Consider the following 16,717-nt stretch of genomic DNA (forward strand, 5'->3'; position numbering starts at 1 on the left):
ATCGTCACCGAATTTCCGCGCCGCACCGTCATGCCCGCGTGCGCCGCGCAGGAATCACGTCGACCTCACGGAGTCCCGTCATGCCACCAGTGTCCGCGTCCGGTCTCGATCGCCGGCTGTTCCTGTCCTCCCTTCTCGGCGTCGCCGCGGCGGGCGCCGGGCTGAGCGGGTGCGCGGACAGCAGCGCCGCCACCGGCTCCGAGGAGTCCCTGTCCAAGCCGCTCGCCACCAAGGTGCCGTCCGGTGTCGCCCTGAAGGTCGCCGACTTCCAGGGCGCCCAGCGGCTCCAGCTGAAGCTCGCCGGACTGTCCGGCCTGCCGTTCACCGTGTCCGACTGGGTGAACGTCGGTGCCGAGCCTGATGTCATCAACGCCTTCCGCGCCAAGTCGCTGGAAGTCTCCGGCAACGCGGGCATCCCGCCGATCCAGGCGCACTTCCAGGGGTTCGACGCGAAGATCGTCGCGATCGACATCACCCGCAAACCCAACTACCTCTTCGCCACCAGGCCGGGCAGCGACATCACGTCCGTCGCCGGCTTCAAGGGCCGCAAGCTGGCGTTCTCCCAGGGCCAGGCCCAGGGCGTCGTGCTGCTGCGGGCCCTGAAGAAGGCCGGTCTGAAGGACGACGACGTGACCCTGGTGCAGCTAACCAGCAACCAGTTCCTCACCGCTCTGCAGTCCGGGCAGGTGGACATCGCCCCGCTCGCCAACAGCCAGGCGCCCGCCTACCTCAAGCAGTACGGCCCGAAGGGCGCCCACGTCATCAAGACCGACGTCGTCGACCTGCTCAGCCTGCTGTGGGCGCCCACCACGGTGCTGGCCGACCCCGCGAAGGCCGCGGCGGTCGCCGCGTACATCCCGCGGTGGGCCAAGGGCCTGGTCTGGGCGTACGAGCACCCCGACGCCTGGAACAGGGAGTTCTACGTCAAGACGCAGAACCTGACGCTCGCGCAGGCCGAGGACATCACCGCGCTCGCCAACAAGCCGCTGTTCCCGCCCAGCTGGGACGAGGCGGTCAGGTGGGAGCAGGAGACCGCCGACCTGCTGGCCGAGGGCGGCTTCGTGAAGGCGTTCGACGTCGAATCCCTCTTCGACCGCCGCTTCGAGGCCCTCGCCGCCAAGTCCGTGCCCGCGACGTACCGGAGTTGATCCGCCATGACCACCACCACCGCACCGGCACCCGCCGCCACCGGCGCCGGCCCCGCGGACGTTGCCGCCAAGGCTTCCCGGGACCGGCGGCCCGGCCGTCGCCGCGGCCTCGCCCCCGGGAAACGACTGCCCGCCTCCCGCCTCGTCGGGCCCGCCCTCGTCCTCGCCCTGTGGACGGTCGCGTCCGCCGCCGGTGCCCTCGACCCCGGCGCCGTCCCGGCCCCCTGGACGGTCGTGCGCACCACGGGGCAGCTGTGGAGCGACGGCACGCTCGCCACGGATGTCCTGACCTCGCTGCGCCGTGCCGCGTACGGGTTCGCCCTCGGCCTCTTCGCCGGGGTGGTCCTCGCCCTCACGGCCGGGCTCAGCCGCATCGGCGACGCGCTGATCGACGGGACGGTCCAGCTCAACCGGGCGGTGCCGACGCTCGGTCTGATCCCGCTGTTCATCCTGTGGCTCGGCATCGGCGAGACGTTCAAGATCGCGATCATCGCCATCGTCGTCTACGTCCCGGTCTACCTCAATCTGCACGCCGCGCTGTCCGGCATCGACAGCCGCTACGTCGAACTTGCCGAGGCCCAGGGCCTGTCCAGGCTGACGTTCGTCCGGCAGGTCGTCGTCCCCGGCGCGCTGCCCGGCTTCTTCGTCGGGCTGCGGCTCGGCGTGACCGGTTCCTGGCTGTCACTGGTCGTCCTGGAGCAGATCAACGCGACCAGCGGACTCGGCTACATGATGTTCCAGGCCCAGAACTACGGCCGTACCGACATCATCCTGGTCGGTCTGCTGATCTACGGCGTGTTCGGCCTGGTCTCCGACAGCGTGGTCCGTCTCATCGAACGGAGGGCGCTGTCATGGCGACGAGCGCTGAGCAACTGACCCCCGCCCCGGCCGGCACCCTGGACGGCGCACCGCCCGCCGTCCGCCTGACCGGCCTGACCCGCTCCTTCGAAGGCCGTACGGTCCTCGACGGCATCGACCTCGACCTTCCGGCCGGCCAGTTCACCGCCCTGCTCGGGCACAGCGGGTCCGGGAAGAGCACCCTGCTGCGCGCCGTCGCGGGCCTGGACCACCAGGTCACCGCCAGCGGTGAACTGACCGCGCCCGAGCGGGTGTCCGTCGTCTTCCAGGACTCCCGGCTGCTGCCCTGGCGGCGGGTCCTCGACAACGTGCTGCTCGGCACGGGCGGCGCCAAAGCCGCCGAACGCGGTCGCGCCGCCCTCGCCGAGGTCGGGCTCGCGGGGCGGGAACGGGCCTGGCCGGGCGAGCTGTCCGGCGGTGAGGCGCAGCGCGCCGCGCTGGCACGCTCCCTGGTCCGGGAGCCGGAACTGCTGCTCGCCGACGAGCCGTTCGGCGCGCTGGACGCGCTGACCCGGATCCGGATGCACGCCCTGCTGCGCGAGCTGTGGGAGCGCCACCGGCCCTCCGTGCTGCTCGTCACCCACGACGTGGACGAGGCGATCGTGCTCGCGGACCGGGTGCTCGTGCTCGAACACGGCCGGATCAGCCTCGACCTGACCATCGAACCCGCTCATCCCCGCTCGTACCGCGACCCCCTTTTCAGTGAGTACCGGGAGCGGCTGCTCGCCGCGCTCGGCGTGACGGAGGAACACCAGTGACCCAGCCGCCGACGGCACAGCGCCAACTGCGTCTCAACGCCTTCCTGATGAACACCGGGCACCACGAGGTCTCCTGGCGGCTGCCCGAGAGCGACCCGTACGCGAGCGTCGACCTGGGCCACTACCGGGAGCTGGCCCGGATCGCCGAGCGCGGGACGTTCGACTCGCTGTTCCTCGCGGACGGCCCGGTGCTGTTCAGCAGCGTCGGCCAGCGCCCGTCCGGCGCCCTCGAACCGATCACCCTGCTCACCGCGCTGGCCACCGCCACCGAGCACATCGGGCTGATCGCCACCGCGTCGACCTCGTACAACTCGCCCTACAACCTGGCCCGCCGGTTCGCCTCCCTGGACCACCTCAGCGGGGGCCGGGCCGGCTGGAACATCGTCACCACCGCCGGCGCGGAGGCGGCCCGCAACTTCGGGCTCGACGAGGAGCCCGCCCACGCCTCGCGCTACGAGCGGGCCGCCGAGTTCCTGGACGTGGCGCTCAAGCTCTGGGACAGCTGGGAGGACGACCTGGTCGTCGCGGACAAGGCGTCCGGTGTCTGGGGCGACGAGACCAAGATCCATCCGCCGCATCACCGGGGCACCCACTTCCGCGTCGAGGGCGCGCTCAACGTGCCGCGTTCGCCGCAGGGCTATCCGCTCCTCGTGCAGGCGGGCTCGTCGCAGGACGGCAAGCGGTTCGCCGCCCGGTACGCGGAGGCCGTCTTCACCGCCCAGCAGACCCTGGCCGACGCACAGGCGTTCTACTCCGACCTCAAGTCCCGTGCCCGGGCGGCCGGACGGGACGGCGACCACCTCAAGATCCTGCCCGGCATCGTCCCGGTGATCGGCTCCACCGAGGCCGAGGCCCGCCGCCACGAGGAGGTGCTGGAGAACCACATCGTGTACGAGCACGGGCTGCACCGCCTCGAACACCTGCTGCACCTCGGGCCGGGGACGCTGGACCTGGACGCGCCGCTGCCCGCGGAGCTGCTCCCGGAGAGTGCCATCGAGGGCGCCAAGAGCCGCTACACGCTCGTGGTCGAGCTCGCCCGGCGGGAGAATTTGACGGTCCGCGAGCTGATCGGCCGGCTCGGCGGCGGGCGCGGTCATCTGACCTTCGCCGGCACGCCCGAGCAGGTCGCCGACGCGATCGAGACGTGGTTCACCGAGGGCGCGGCCGACGGCTTCAACATCATGCCCGCCGTCCTGCCGTCCGGTCTGGAGCTCTTCGTCGACCACGTGGTGCCGATCCTCCGCGCCCGCGGCCTGCTCCGCACGGAGTACGGCCCGCGGCGGACCCTGCGGGAGCGCTACGGGCTTCCGCGCCCCGCCAACCAGTACGTCACCGGGGCCCCGGCCGGCGCCGGCTCCGTCCCCGCCCCCGCTCTCACCGTCAGCTGACCCACCCACCGCTGCACCCACCGGAAGGACCACCGCACATGTCCGAGATCAGCATCCGCAAGGTCACCGCCCGCATCGGCGCGCCCAGGTGTCCGGAGTGGACATCGGCAGGCCGCTCACCGAGGAGACCGTCACCGCCCTGCGGTCCGCCCTCAACGAGCACAAGGCCCTGGTGTTCGACGGCGTCGGCCTGGACGACGCGGGCCAGGAGGACTTCGCCCGCCACTTCGGTGACCTCACCACCGCCCACCCGACCGTGCCGGCCGTCGAGGGCGCCCCGAACGTGCTGCCGGTCGACAGCGAGCGGGGCAGGGCCAACCACTGGCACACCGACGTCACGTTCGTCCTCGACCCGCCGCAGGCCAGCACCCTGCGCAGCATCACCGTCCCGCCGTACGGCGGCGAGACGCTGATCGCCAACGCGGCGGCCGCCTACCGGGACCTGCCCGAGCCGCTGCGGCTGTTCGCCGACACCCTGTGGGCCGACCACACCAACGACTACGACTACGCGGTGCCGGAGGAGTCCATCGACGAGGAGCGGGCCCGGCAACGCGCCCAGTTCACCTCCATCAAGTACCGCACCGCCCATCCGGTCGTGCGCGTGCATCCGCTGACGGGCGAGCGGGGGCTGTTCATCGGCGGCTTCGCCCAGCGGATCGTGGGTCTGTCGGCGGGCGAGTCCCGCAGGGTCCTCGACCTCCTCCAGGCGTACGTCACCCGTCCGGAGAACGTGCTGCGCTGGCGCTGGTCCCCGAACCAGCTGGTCCTCTTCGACAACCGGATCACCCAGCACTACGCCATCGACAACTACGACGGGCAGCCGCGCCGCCTCAACCGGGTGACGGTCGCCGGTGACGTGCCGGTGGGCGTGGACGGCAGGGAGAGCTACTCGATCGAGGGTGACGCGTCGCACTACACGCCGGTCTCCGGGACCGGCGCGGTCGCGGCGGCGGCGTAGCCGCGGCGGTACACGAACGGCTCCACCGCTCACCGGCAGGCGCACGCAGGAACCCCCCGCGAGGGCGTGACTCGCGGGGGGTTCCGACGGGAAGGGGGCCGCGCTCCCGCGGCCGCCCGGCTCACAGGTTGCTGAAGTCCGGGCCCTTCGTACGGGTGCGCTTGATCTCGTAGAAACCGGAGACCGAGGCGACCATGAGCGTGCCGTCCCAGAGCTTGGCCGCCTCCTCGCCCTTCGGGGCGGGCGTGACGACCGGCCCGAAGAAGGCGAGCGGCTCGCCGTCGGCTCCGGGCACCGCGATGACCGGCGTGCCGACGTCCTGGCCGACCTTGTCGATGCCCTCCTTGTGGGAGGCGCGCAGCTCGGCCTCGTACGGCGTCTCGTCCCAGTGCCCGAGGAGGGAGGCCGGCAGGCCCACGTCCTCGAGTGCGCCGGCGACGGCCTCCTTGGTCGGGCCCTCGCCGTCGTTGTGGATACGGGTGCCGAGCGCGGTGTAGAGGTCGCCGAGAACCTCCTGCCCGTGCTCCTGCTGAGCCGCGATGACGATACGGACCGGGCCCCAGGCCTTCGTGGCGAGCATCTCCCGGTACTCCTCGGGCAGCTCGTCCAGCTTGGGCTCGTTGAGCACGGCCAGGCTCATCACGTGCCAGCGCACCTCGATGTCCCGGACCTTCTCCACCTCGAGCACCCAGCGTGAGGTCATCCAGGCCCACGGGCACAGCGGGTCGAACCAGAAATCGACGGGGGTCTTCTGCGGCATGACTCTCCTCAAGAGATCGGTTACGCGGTCCGTGACAGGGCCCGATCCTGCCTGCGGGAACGCCGGGGGGCGTCGTGGCCATTCCCGGATGTCCGCCGTCAGGGGCACATGGCAGGATCACTCCTGTACCGATCTGTAGAGCGAGCCCAAGGGAGTGCCGCCCGTGCCCGGAGAGAATCTGTCCCGCGACGAGGCCCGGGAGCGGGCCGCGCTGCTGTCCGTCGACGGGTACGAGGTCTCCCTCGACCTGCGGTCCGCGATCGGGGAGCCCGCGGCCCCGGACGGCGACGCGCGTACGTTCCGGTCGGTGACCACCATCCGGTTCCGCTGCGCCGAGCCGGGCGCGGCGAGCTTCGCCGACCTGGTCGCCCCGAGCGTCACCGCCGTCTCGCTCAACGGCACGGACCTCGACCCGGGCGAGGTCTTCGACGGCGCGCGGATCCGGCTCGACGACCTCGCCGCGGAGAACGAGCTGGTCGTCGACGCCCGGTGCGCCTACTCCCGCACCGGCGAGGGCATGCACCGCTTCGTCGACCCCGAGGACGGCGAGGTTTACCTGTACACCCAGTACGAGCCGGCCGACGCGCGGCGCGTCTTCGCCAACTTCGAGCAGCCCGACCTGAAGGCGCCCTACCGCTTCGAGGTGTGCGCCCCCGAGGGCTGGACGGTGTGGAGCAACGGCACCGGTGAACTCACCGACGGGGTGTGGCGGTTCGCCGAGACCAAGCCGATCTCGACGTACATCACGGCGGTCGTGGCCGGCCCGTACCACCATGTGACGGACTCCTACACGCGCGCCTTCGACGACGGCACGACGCTGGAGATCCCGCTCGGCGCCATGTGCCGCAAGGGGCTCGCGCCGTACTTCGACGCGGACGACGTCTTCCTCGTCACCAAGCAGGGCCTGGACTTCTTCCACGACCACTTCGACTACCCGTACCCCTTCGGGAAGTACGACCAGGCGTTCGTGCCCGAGTACAACCTGGGCGCCATGGAGAACCCGGGGATGGTGACCTTCCGGGAGGAGTACATCTTCCGCGGGAAGGTGACGCGAGCGTCGTACGAGGGCCGCGCCAACACGATCCTGCACGAGATGGCGCACATGTGGTTCGGCGACCTGGTCACCATGGAGTGGTGGGACGACCTGTGGCTCAAGGAGTCCTTCGCCGACTTCATGGGCTCGTTCGCGAACGTCGGCGCGACCCGTTTCAAGGACGCCTGGATCACGTTCGCCAACCGCCGCAAGGCGTGGGCGTACCGCGCCGACCAGCTCCCCTCCACCCACCCGATCACGGCCGACATCCGTGACCTGGAGGACGCCAAGCTCAACTTCGACGGCATCACCTACGCCAAGGGCGCCTCCGCGCTCAAGCAACTGGTGGCGTACGTCGGGCAGGACGCGTTCCTGGAGGGCGCGCGGCGCTACTTCAAGCGGCACGCGTACGGCAACACCCGGCTGGGCGATCTGCTGTCGGTCCTCGAGGAGACCAGCGGGCGGGACATGGCGGCCTGGTCGCGTTCCTGGCTCCAGACGGCGGGCGTCAACTCGCTGACCCCGCAGGTGCTGCTGACCCAGGAGGGCACGGTCGACGAGCTGGCCGTGGTGCAGGAGGCCGCGGAGTCCCACCCCGAACTGCGCCCGCACCGGGTCGCGGTCGGCCTGTACCGGCGTACGGCCGAGGGCGCGCTGGAGCGGTACGCGCGCGCCGAGGTGGACGTCGAGGGACCGCGCACGGTGGTGGCGGAGCTGGCCGGCGCCGAGGCGCCCGAGCTGGTCCTGGTCAACGACGACGACCTCACGTACTGCAAGACGCGCTTCGACGAGACCTCGCTGGCCACGCTGCGCGAGCACCTGGGCGCGCTGACCGACCCGCTCGCCCGCGCTCTGTGCTGGTCGGCGCTGTGGAACCTGACGCGGGACGCGCTGATGCCGGCACGCGACTTCGCCGACCTGGTCCTGCGGTTCGCGGGGCGCGAGTCGGACATCGGCGTGCTGCAGATGCTGCACGCCTGGACGGACACCGCGCTCCTCCGCTACGCGGCGCCCGCCTGGCGCGAGGAGGGCGGCCGGCTTCTCGCCGAGGGCGCCCTCAAGGAGCTGCGGCTCGCCGAGCCGGGCAGCCAGCACCAGCTGACCTGGGCCCGGTTCTTCGCCCGGGTCGCCTCCGGCGCGGCCGATCTGCAGCTGCTCCAGGGCCTGCTGGAGGGCACCGAGAAGATCGACGGTCTGGACGTCGACCAGGAGCTGCGCTGGGCGTTCCTGGAGCCGCTCGCCGCGCACGGGGCGGCGGACGAGCGGGTCCTCGCGGCCGAGCTCGCCCGCGACGACACGGCGTCCGGCAAGCGGCACCAGGTGCGCTGCCTCGCCGCCCGGCCCTCGGCGTCCGTCAAGGCGGAGGCCTGGGCGTCCGTGGTCGGTTCCGACGCCCTGTCCAACGCGCTGGTCGAGGCGACCATCGCGGGCTTCGACCAGCCGTCGCAGCGGGAGCTGACCGCGCCGTACGCGGCGAGGTACTTCGACGCGATCGAGCGGGTCTGGGCGGAGCGGTCCATCCAGATCGGCATGGACGTGGTCAGGGGACTGTTCCCGTCGTTCCAGGACTCGCCGGCCACGCTGGAGGCGACGGACGCGTGGCTCGACGCCCACCGGGACGCGCCGCCGGCGCTGCGCCGCCTCGTCCTGGAGGCCCGTGACGACCTGGCCCGCGCGCTGCGCGCCCAGGCGTGCGACACGGCGGCGGGCTGACGGCACCGGCCCCGCCCGGCACACGCGCGCCCCGACCGGCCCCGTCGGCACGTCAGACGGGGCCGGTCGGCCGTTCGCGCGTCGCCGGGCGGTGTCGTGCGTCGCCGGGCGTTGTCGGGGTGCCGGTAACTGGTGGTCGGCTCAGACCGGGAGCGGCAGACCGGCGGCGTGGAAGAGCCGGTCACGGGAGGCCGCGGCCTCCTCGAAGACGGCGTCGCCTCCCTTCAGTACACCGTTCTCCTTGAGGATGGCACCGGCCACCACGACCAGGTCGACATTGCCGGCGTGGCCGCCCGCGACGATCGTGGCCGCGACGTCCGTGGCGGGCAGCATGTTGGCGTGATCGAGGCGGATCATGATCAGGTCTGCCTCCTTGCCCGGGGTCAGGCTGCCGGTGCGGTCGTCGATCCCCGCGGCCCGTGCGCCCTCGATGGTCGCGAAGGACAGCAGGTCGGCGGCGTTGAACGTGGGCAGGCCGGGAACACGGTCCATGGGGCCGGCCGCACCGGCGAGGATCAGCTGCTGGTAGGCGAGGGTCGCCCGCATGACGCCGAACATGTCACCGCTCACGATCGTCTCGGTGTCCACGCTGAGGCTCGGGCGGACACCGGCGGCCAGCAGCCGGTTGGTGGCCGGCTGGCCCAGGCCCGGCATGAAGACCTCGAGGGCGCCGGCCACGGACGCGGTGGCGCCGCGTGCGGCCAGCATTCTCAGCTCCTCGTCGGTCGACGTGCACAGGTGGATGAACGTCATGTCGGAGGCGAGCAGCCCGGCCTCCTCCAGTTGCCGTACGGCCTGCTGCTCCGCCCCCCACTCGCCGAGGCCCACGTGCATGCTGATGCGCAGGCCCAGTTCACGGGCGAGGCGGATGTCACGCTCGGACACATCGGGGGTGGACAGCTCCGGTCCGCGGAGCATTGCGTTGAGGGTCACCCGCGCCGAGTCGTCGGAGAGCACCTCGTTGCGGATGCGCCGAATGTCGTCGGGGTGGGTGCGGTCGCTGCCGAACTGCCACTGTTCGGCCTCCGTCGACGGCCAGCCGTGGTCGAAGACGGCACGGATGCCCGACTCCCAGTGCGCGGCGATAGCCGCGTCCGAGTGCTCGGGGCTGTTGCTGATGTGCGATTCGTCCCGAACGGTCGTCACCCCGGAGTCGAGGGACATCAGGTCCGCCGCCAGGTTGCCGCTGTGTACGTCCCGGGGGTCGAAGTACTGTCCGAGGCCGATCTGCACCTGGCTGCGGTACTCCTGGTAGGTCCAGGCGGGGCCGAGATTGCGCAGCGCTCCCTGCCAGTTGTGGCGGTGGGTATCAATGAAACCGGGCAGCACGGCGTTCCCTGTGCCGTCGATGACCCTGGCCCGGTCGTCGGACAGGTCCCGGCCGACCTTGAGGATCCTGCCGTGGGCGAGGATGTCGCCCACGAAGTTGCCGAGCTTGTCGTCCTGCGTCATCAGGTACGCGCCCTTGATCAGGATGCGTTCGTTGTTCTGCGGCTGGTTCTGGGACACCTGTGGTTCCTTTCGTGCCGTGGGCGGCACTGTGTTGCTTCTCCATCGAGAGAGGGGTTGGTGGGTCGGGTCCGCGTCCGGTCCGGGCGCGGTCGTGGATCACTTCGCGGTGGTGTCACGAGGGCGTCGGGAGGCAATCCAGACGGCGCCGAACGTGAGGAACGCACCGAGGACGGTGAGGCCGGAGGGGGACCGACCGCCCGAAGGGACCAGGAAGTCCAGGGCGATCGAACTGGCGAGCTGCCCCGCGACAGAGGCCATGCTCAGCAGCAGGACACCGATCCGGCGCACCAGGAACGCCGAGGCGCCGATGAACACCACGCCGCACAGACCACCGAGGTAGACCCACAAGCTGGTGGGCAGCGGGTCCCCCGCGGTCCCCTGCACGAGTGCTTTCACCCCCCAGGCCGCGGCGAGGAACACCGCACCGACAAGGAAGTTGAGCCAGGTCGCTGCGATCGGCGAGCCCGACGCGGCCGTCGTCGCTCCGTTGAGTGCCTGCTGCACACCGAGGAGGAAGCCGGCGGCGATGGCGGCGAGGGCCGGCAGGATGATCGTGGCCGGCGCGAGGGTGTCAGCGAAACGGGGCAGGGCGGACACGATTGCGGCCACCAGGATGACGGCCGCTCCCGTGAGCCGGGCGGCGCCCGGGCGCTGCCGCAGGCCGCCGCCGATACCCCGGCTGTCCACGATCAGACCGCCGAGGGTCTGACCGGCGATGGCCGACACGGTGAACACGGCGACTCCAGTGACCAGCGCGGCGGTGGACTGGGCCAGGGCGAACGTGCCGCCGAGCACACCGGCCAGCAGGTACCGGCGGGGGAGCCGGCCATCCCGTGAAGCGCCGGCCAGGCGGCGCAGCGCGCCGCGCAGCCCGGGGGAGAAGAGCGCGAGGAGGGACAACAGGACGAGTCCGCCCGAGAAACTGATCGCCGCCGCGGCGATGCCGTCGTCGAGGCGATGACTCAGCTCGCCGTTCAGACGGGCCTGTACCGGCACCACCATGCCGGCTGCGATGGCTGCCGCGACGGCCGGCGAGCCGCCGCGAGGCACGGATGGGCGGGACTGTTCCGCCGACTGGGGACCGGGCCCAGCAGGGCGGCGATGACCTGACCCGGTTGGAGCGGTGGGAGTACTCATGTCGAAGTTCCTCAAGAAGGGTTGCGGCCGGGCAGGGCCCGGTCGGCCCGGCCGCCGATGGCCGGTCGGGTTCCGCCTGCGGCGGGGCCCGGGGCGCGGGCCTTCCTCAGAAGTCAGTACGCGCGATGTCGTCGAGGACCGACGGTCCCGTGGGGGCCCAACCCAGGACACGCCGGGCCGTGTCGCCCGAAGCCTGCTGGTCGAGGAGAAGGGCCTCGCCGAGCAGGCCGAGCCGGTCGAGCGTCTGCACGACGGGTTCGGGCTCGACGCGTCCGGCCAGGCCGACGGAGCGGCTCACCGCTTCGGTGATCTCCCGTACGGTCGGGTTCGTACCGCTGGCGCCGATGAAGTACGAACCGGCCGGGGCCTTCTCCAGCGCGAGCACGTAAAGCTCGGCCAGGTCGTCCACGTGCACGGTGCTCCAGTGCTGGTCACCGGAACCGATCATGGTGAGCGCCGGGGTGCTTCCGGTGGTTCGAGGACCGGCGGCGACGAGGTTCAGCAGACCGCCGCCGTGGCCGTACACCACTGCCGGTGCGATGACCGAGGTCCGGACGCCCTGCGCGTCGCGCACGAGCTTGCCGAGCGGCGCCCGCCAGGCGGTCAGCCGCGGGGCGTTCATGCCGGCCGACTCGGTGATCGCCGAACCGCTGCCGTGCAGCCAGACGCCGGTGGTGTGCACGAACGGCCGGTCCGTGTTCCGCAGCGCGTGCAGGAAGCTGGTGACGGCCACCTCGTCGACGGTCGCGCTGGTCTCGTCGCCCGGCGACGCCAGGTGGATAACGCCGTCGCTCGCAGCCGCGAGTTCCTCCGGGGCGTGGCCGTCTGCCAGGTCGGCAACCGCAGGCTCGGCGCCCTTGGCCCGCACCAGCTCGGCCTTCTCGGCTGAGCGGACCAGGGCAGTGACCTGGTGGCCGCCGGAGAGGAGCCGATCGAGCACCGCGGCTCCGATGTAGCCGGTGCCGCCGGTGAGCAGTACGCGCATGGTCATCCTCTTTCGCTGACGTTTCCTGGTCCGGGCGTCGGCCCGCACGACAACAGTCGCCATGCCCAGCTATCGTGTCCAACGAATGTTTTCGAATTATCGATCGGACATTCCGATTAATAAGGAGGGGTGTGGACCAGAAGCGGCTGGAGTACTTCATCACCGTCGCCGAGGAGCTGAACTTCACGCGGGCGGCCCAGCGGCTGCACGTCACTCAGTCCACGCTCTCGGCCGGCATCAAGGCCCTGGAGCACGAACTCCGGACCGAACTGCTCCTCCGCTCCACGCGGTCGGTCAGACTGACGGAGGCCGGCTCGGCGTTCCTGCCCGAGGCGCGGACCGCGATCGAGGTACTCGACCGGGCCCGGGCGGCCGTGGAGCCGCTCTCCACGGGGCTGCGCGGCAGCCTCACCGTTGGCGTCCTCAGCGGGCTGACGGTGATCGACGTACCCGCGCTGGCCGGTGAATTCCACCGCCGTCATCCCGAGGTCCGGTTGCGTACCGAGACCTCCCAGCGGGGAACCTCCGGGCTGATCGAGCGGATCAAGGAGAGCCACGTCGACGTGGCCTTCGTAGGAGCCGACATCAAGGACGAACGCCTCAGATCGAGGGCCATCAAGAGGTACGAGGTCCAGCTGCTGGTCCCCGCCGATCACCCACTGGCCCGCCGGAAGCGTGTGCGGCTCAGCGACATCGCCGGGGAATCCTTCGTCGACATGCCCGCCGGTTTCGGGCAACGCCAGATCGCGGACGACGCGTTCACGAAGGAGGAGCTGTCCCGGCGGGTCCTGATCGAGGTCTCGGACATCACCACGATCGCGGACTACGTGGCGCACGGCTTGGGCGTGGCGCTGTTGCCCCCGGACTTCGCAGCGGCGGCCGGGGACGCCGTTTGTACCGTCCCCCTCGCGGACGCCCGACTGGCCTGGACGCTCAGCGTGGTCGCCTCCGCGACCCGTCCGCCGACGCGGGCGCTGCACGCCTTCCTCGACCTGATCCCACACCACATCCGGCGCAACCGCGTGTTCTGAACGGACATCCCCGGCCGTGTCCGGATCACTTCCCGAAATCCACCGGGCTCGCGGGGGCGGGGTACTTGCTCATGCCCGGTGACCCGGTTGAAGGCGTTCATGGAGATCGCGATCCAGATCACCGCGCCACGAGCCCGGGCAGCCACGCGTCGGGGTCTCGCCACGCGAGACGCCTGTACGGCCCCCGCTCGCAGTGCTGCGCAGGTTCATTTGTTCTCCACGGTGGATCGCGCCGCCTGGGCCCCGGGGAAACCGGCCGTACTGCGTATAGAACTTCAGCAATACGGCGAAGCCCAGTCGCGTCGCGCCTCGCTTGCCGGACACAAGTCCCTGCTCGTCCTTCAGCAGCGTCCAGTACTCGACCAGGTCGTCCAGGGCCAAAGGAGTACGGGCCACAGTCGCCGATCGCCCTCTCGGAACCTCACCCCGCGCAGCTGTACGAACCCCGGACTCACCCGCACGGGTGACACCCCACGAGATCACCACCTTTTGCGGCTGGTGACACGTCCTTACCGGCACCCCGTGTCGTGCGTCGATGAGCGCCGTTGTGCGTTGCCGTGCGCCGACGTGCGCCGCCGTGCGCTTGCGTCAACTTCGCGTAAACGACAAAAGGATGGTCTCAGCGGTTACGAAATACACGTATTCAAAGCCGTAACCCCGATGAACACCCTGTCGGACCAGCGGCTTTCGGTCGTCGAACGCGCGTACTTTAGGACGTCCCTGTCCGGGTTTGTCGACGAGCGTGTAACAGTGGTTGGAGGGTGCGCCGGAGTTGGGGACATTGCGGGTCATGAACCACGACACCCCGCTCTCCGCCCGCCCCCTGAGCCGGCCGTCCGACGTCCGGCTGCGCGTCGTGACCCACGCGCAGCTGCGGGCGCAGGGCGTCACCGCGGCCGAGACCAACGAGCGGTGCCGGCCCGGCGGACCCTGGCAGCAGATCCTCCCCGGCGTCTGCCTCCTCCACCCGGGCCCGCCCACCGGGGAGGAACGGCTGCACGCCGTACTGGCGTACGTGACCCGCTCGCCGCAGCGCGAGGCGGCGCCCGGTGTCCCCGTCCAGCCCGGCGCCGGGCGGCCGCGCCCGCCGCGCCGCCCCGACGCCCTCGTCACCGGCCTGGCCGCGCTCACCCTGCACGGCTTCTCGTCCGCACCCCCGCTGCTCGCGCTCGACCGCGTCGACGTCCTGGTCCCCCGGCTGCGGCGGCTGCGCGGCTCCGGTTTCGCGCGGATCGTCCGGACGGCCGCGCTGCCGGACGCGGAGTACGTCGACGGGGTGGCGGTGGCCCCGGTCCCGCGCGCCCTGGCCGACGCGGTGGCGGAGCCGTCCGACCCGGAGACCGTGCGCCGGATGCTCACCGAGGCGGTCCGCGGCGGCCACTGCGAACCGGCGGCGGTGGTACGGGAGCTGACCGCGGCCCGGCTGCTGGGCCGTCCGCACGTGGTGGACGCCGTGGACGCCCTGCTCGCCGAGGGCCGCGCGGTCGCCGAGGACCGGCTGTACCGCATGGTCGGCGAGTACGGTCTGCCCGACCCCGTGTGGAACGTCGACCTGCGTCTGCCCGGCGGCCCGCACCTCGGCGGCGTGGACGCGTACTGGCCCGAGCAGGCCGTCGCCGTGGAACTCGACACCCGGGCGCCCCGGGGGGACGAGGACGCCCAGTGGGCCGCCCACGCCCGCAAGCGCGAGCACCTCGAACGCCTGGGCGTCACCGTCGTGCACCTCACCCCCCGCAAGCTCCGGGACGCGGCGGAGCAGCAGGCCACGGTCGTGCGCACCGCCCTGATGGCGTCGGGCGACCGCGAGCCCGCGGCGTACGTGGTCGTCCGCCCCCGCTAGCACGGCGGTCCGGCCGCGTCAGTCCTTGGGCCGCCCCGGTTCCGTGCACGTCAGGCCCTCGGCGTCGGGCAGCGCCTCCAGGATGTCCGCCCGGGCGTCGGCGACACCCGGGCCGACCTCCCAGTCCTGCCGGTCCCGCGCGTGCACCGGTACACGGACCAGGGTGCGGACGCCCGGCTTCAGGTCCTCGCGCGCGAGGCCGTCCAGGGTGACGGCGAACGTCGGGTGGTCCGCCGCCGACCGCTCGGGCCGGTAGTACCGCTTCACCTCCAGGACGACCCGTACGTCCCCGTCGGCGCGGGGCGTGAGGCTCACGACGGTGCCCTCGACGAGGATCCTGGAGCAGGCGATGTGCATCGCGGGCCCGCCTGCGGCCGTGTCCCCGCCCGCCGCCTTCGCGGCGGACTCGTCCGAGACGCCGCCCGCCACACCGCCCGGCCCCGCGGTGACGAGCCAGCCCATCGTCCCCACCACCGTCGCCGCGCCCGCCGCCGCGAGGACGCCCAGGGCGAGGCGCAGCGGGCGGCGGCGGCCGGCCGGAGCGGCGGCAGGGCGGGGCTCGCGCCGCCGCTTCTCCCGGACCGCCTTCGCCGTCCGAGGGGGGCGGGCCAGTTCGTCCCCGATGGCCGTCAGCTGTTCGCGCAGCAGCGCCACGTCCGCCTCGGCCGCCCGGTGCTCCGCCATGAAGGCCGGGTCGTCCCGCAGCTCCGGGGTGAGGGGCTCGCCGGTGAGGGCGGCGAGCAGTGCGTCCACGGCCCCACCGCCGGCGCCGCTGTCGCGTTCGTTCCCGGCCACGTCACACCACCTCGTCCTCGTGCAGGCGGGACCGCAGCGCGCGGACCGCCGAGTGCAGCCTGCTCTTGACCGTGCCCTCCGGGACGCCGAGCCGTTCGGCGATCCCGCGCACCGGCAGGTCGGCGTAGAAGCGCAGGACGAGGACCTGACGCTGGGCGTCGGGCAGTTCGTCGAGGCCCCGGGCGACGGCGAGCGAGAGCAGGCCGGCCTCCTCGTCGCCGCCGTGCTCCGGTGCGCGCAGTGCGGCGAGACGTTCGCCGAGCCGCTCCTGGCGGCGCCTGGCCCGGTGCCAGTCCATCGCCAGGTTCGAGGCGACGACCGCCGCCCACGCGGACACGTCGCGCGGCGCCTCGTCCCCCTTGGCCGCGCGCTCCAGCAGCCGCAGCCGGACCTGCTGCACCCCGTCCGCCAGGTCCGCCCGCGGCACCCCGCCGAGCGCGAGCACCGCCCGCACCCTGTCCTCCTGGGCCGCGTCCAGGGGATCGTCCGTCCCCCGGCCGCGGCGCCCTCTTCCGAGCAGCACAGCCGCACCCTCCCCTCACCGCGTTTCCCCTACGACGCCGCACCGGGCCGAAACGTTCGGCTGCCGCCGGACCCGGCCGCCGGATTCTCCCTCCGCCGCCCTCCCGGCGTTCCCGCGGCGCCCCCGGGGGCCCGCTCCGGCGCCTCTCCGACGCCGGCCGCTCTGTGGCGCACGTCACGCGGATCCGGAAACCGGGACAAGGCTCACACCCCCGCGGCTGCCCCCCGTCCCATTCCTCGGGCAAAGAATTGGACAGGCGGGGCCGGGAGGGACGCATG

13 protein-coding genes and 1 pseudogene are annotated in these 16,717 nt (G+C 72.0%); 8 read left to right on the top strand and 6 right to left on the bottom strand.

Translation table 11 applies throughout. The annotated features are described in order from the left end of the window. Nucleotides 1–80: 80 nt before the first annotated feature. The 5 genes and pseudogenes from ACFY93_RS08845 to ACFY93_RS08865 all read left to right on the top strand — a co-directional run bounded on the left by ACFY93_RS08845 (nt 81) and on the right by ACFY93_RS08865 (nt 5,110). Nucleotides 81–1,148 (top strand): ABC transporter substrate-binding protein, encoded by a 1,068-nt coding sequence (locus ACFY93_RS08845; RefSeq protein WP_391355039.1) that lies wholly within the window; start codon nt 81–83, stop codon nt 1,146–1,148. A gap of 6 nt (nt 1,149–1,154) precedes the next feature. Continuing rightward, nucleotides 1,155–2,024 carry an ABC transporter permease subunit gene (locus ACFY93_RS08850; protein WP_391355042.1) on the top strand — a complete coding sequence of 290 codons (870 nt, stop codon included), beginning with the start codon at nt 1,155–1,157 and terminating at the stop codon, nt 2,022–2,024. Next, nucleotides 2,000–2,764 (top strand): ATP-binding cassette domain-containing protein, encoded by a 765-nt coding sequence (locus ACFY93_RS08855; RefSeq protein WP_391355044.1) that lies wholly within the window; start codon nt 2,000–2,002, stop codon nt 2,762–2,764. Before ACFY93_RS08850 ends, ACFY93_RS08855 begins: the two co-directional genes overlap by 25 nt. Continuing rightward, a complete protein-coding gene (locus ACFY93_RS08860; protein ID WP_391355047.1) occupies nt 2,761–4,152 on the top strand; it encodes an NtaA/DmoA family FMN-dependent monooxygenase in 1,392 nt (463 codons plus the stop codon). The genes ACFY93_RS08855 and ACFY93_RS08860 overlap by 4 nt, the downstream gene beginning before the upstream one ends. A 38-nt stretch (nt 4,153–4,190) precedes the next feature. Further along, nucleotides 4,191–5,110: pseudogene (locus ACFY93_RS08865) on the top strand (TauD/TfdA dioxygenase family protein). Nucleotides 5,111–5,231: 121 nt separating this feature from the next. On the opposite strand, the gene ACFY93_RS08870 reads toward ACFY93_RS08865, so the two are convergent. Further along, entirely contained in the window at nt 5,232–5,870 is a 639-nt protein-coding gene (locus tag ACFY93_RS08870; RefSeq protein WP_391355050.1) for a DsbA family protein, read from the bottom strand. A gap of 163 nt (nt 5,871–6,033) precedes the next feature. Here ACFY93_RS08870 and pepN point away from each other — a divergent pair, with 163 nt between their 5' ends. Then, nucleotides 6,034–8,616, top strand: a complete 2,583-nt coding sequence (gene pepN / locus ACFY93_RS08875) for an aminopeptidase N (RefSeq protein ID WP_391355053.1) — start codon at nt 6,034–6,036, stop codon at nt 8,614–8,616. Between the two features lie 141 nt (nt 8,617–8,757). Here the strand turns inward: pepN and ACFY93_RS08880 are convergent, their stop codons facing one another. From ACFY93_RS08880 to ACFY93_RS08890, 3 genes are all read right to left on the bottom strand, one after another. After that, nucleotides 8,758–10,125 (bottom strand): amidohydrolase family protein, encoded by a 1,368-nt coding sequence (locus ACFY93_RS08880; protein WP_391355056.1) that lies wholly within the window; start codon nt 10,123–10,125, stop codon nt 8,758–8,760. Nucleotides 10,126–10,224: 99 nt separating this feature from the next. Continuing rightward, entirely contained in the window at nt 10,225–11,178 is a 954-nt protein-coding gene (locus ACFY93_RS08885) for a DMT family transporter (RefSeq protein WP_391355058.1), read from the bottom strand. A gap of 193 nt (nt 11,179–11,371) precedes the next feature. After that, nucleotides 11,372–12,250, bottom strand: a complete 879-nt coding sequence (locus ACFY93_RS08890; RefSeq protein WP_391355060.1) for an NAD-dependent epimerase/dehydratase family protein — start codon at nt 12,248–12,250, stop codon at nt 11,372–11,374. A 131-nt stretch (nt 12,251–12,381) separates the two neighbouring features. On the opposite strand from ACFY93_RS08890, the gene ACFY93_RS08895 reads away from it, so the two are divergent. Further along, complete coding sequence (locus ACFY93_RS08895) at nt 12,382–13,281, top strand: LysR substrate-binding domain-containing protein (protein WP_391355061.1); 900 nt, start codon at nt 12,382–12,384, stop codon at nt 13,279–13,281. A gap of 790 nt (nt 13,282–14,071) precedes the next feature. Next, entirely contained in the window at nt 14,072–15,121 is a 1,050-nt protein-coding gene (locus ACFY93_RS08900) for a hypothetical protein (protein ID WP_391355063.1), read from the top strand. Between the two features lie 18 nt (nt 15,122–15,139). On the opposite strand, the gene ACFY93_RS08905 is transcribed toward ACFY93_RS08900, so the two are convergent. Then, nucleotides 15,140–15,916 (bottom strand): hypothetical protein, encoded by a 777-nt coding sequence (locus tag ACFY93_RS08905; RefSeq protein WP_391355064.1) that lies wholly within the window; start codon nt 15,914–15,916, stop codon nt 15,140–15,142. A 1-nt stretch (nt 15,917) separates the two neighbouring features. Beyond that, nucleotides 15,918–16,439, bottom strand: a complete 522-nt coding sequence (locus ACFY93_RS08910; RefSeq protein WP_391355066.1) for a sigma-70 family RNA polymerase sigma factor — start codon at nt 16,437–16,439, stop codon at nt 15,918–15,920. Nucleotides 16,440–16,717 lie beyond the last annotated feature (278 nt).

Origin of the sequence: Streptomyces sp. NPDC008313 (genome assembly GCF_042956125.1) — a bacterium.
In the GTDB taxonomy this organism is placed as follows: domain Bacteria; phylum Actinomycetota; class Actinomycetes; order Streptomycetales; family Streptomycetaceae; genus Streptomyces.

Bases quoted from the DNA above. Each gene is read 5' to 3' on its own strand.
- ACFY93_RS08845 (WP_391355039.1), top strand. From the start codon at position 81: ATGCCACCAGTGTCCGCGTCCGGTCTCGATCGCCGGCTGTTCCTGTCC.
- ACFY93_RS08850 (WP_391355042.1), top strand. From the start codon at position 1,155: ATGACCACCACCACCGCACCGGCACCCGCCGCCACCGGCGCCGGCCCC.
- ACFY93_RS08855 (WP_391355044.1), top strand. From the start codon at position 2,000: ATGGCGACGAGCGCTGAGCAACTGACCCCCGCCCCGGCCGGCACCCTG.
- ACFY93_RS08870 (WP_391355050.1), bottom strand. From the start codon at position 5,870: ATGCCGCAGAAGACCCCCGTCGATTTCTGGTTCGACCCGCTGTGCCCG.
- ACFY93_RS08890 (WP_391355060.1), bottom strand. From the start codon at position 12,250: ATGCGCGTACTGCTCACCGGCGGCACCGGCTACATCGGAGCCGCGGTG.
- ACFY93_RS08900 (WP_391355063.1), top strand. From the start codon at position 14,072: ATGAACCACGACACCCCGCTCTCCGCCCGCCCCCTGAGCCGGCCGTCC.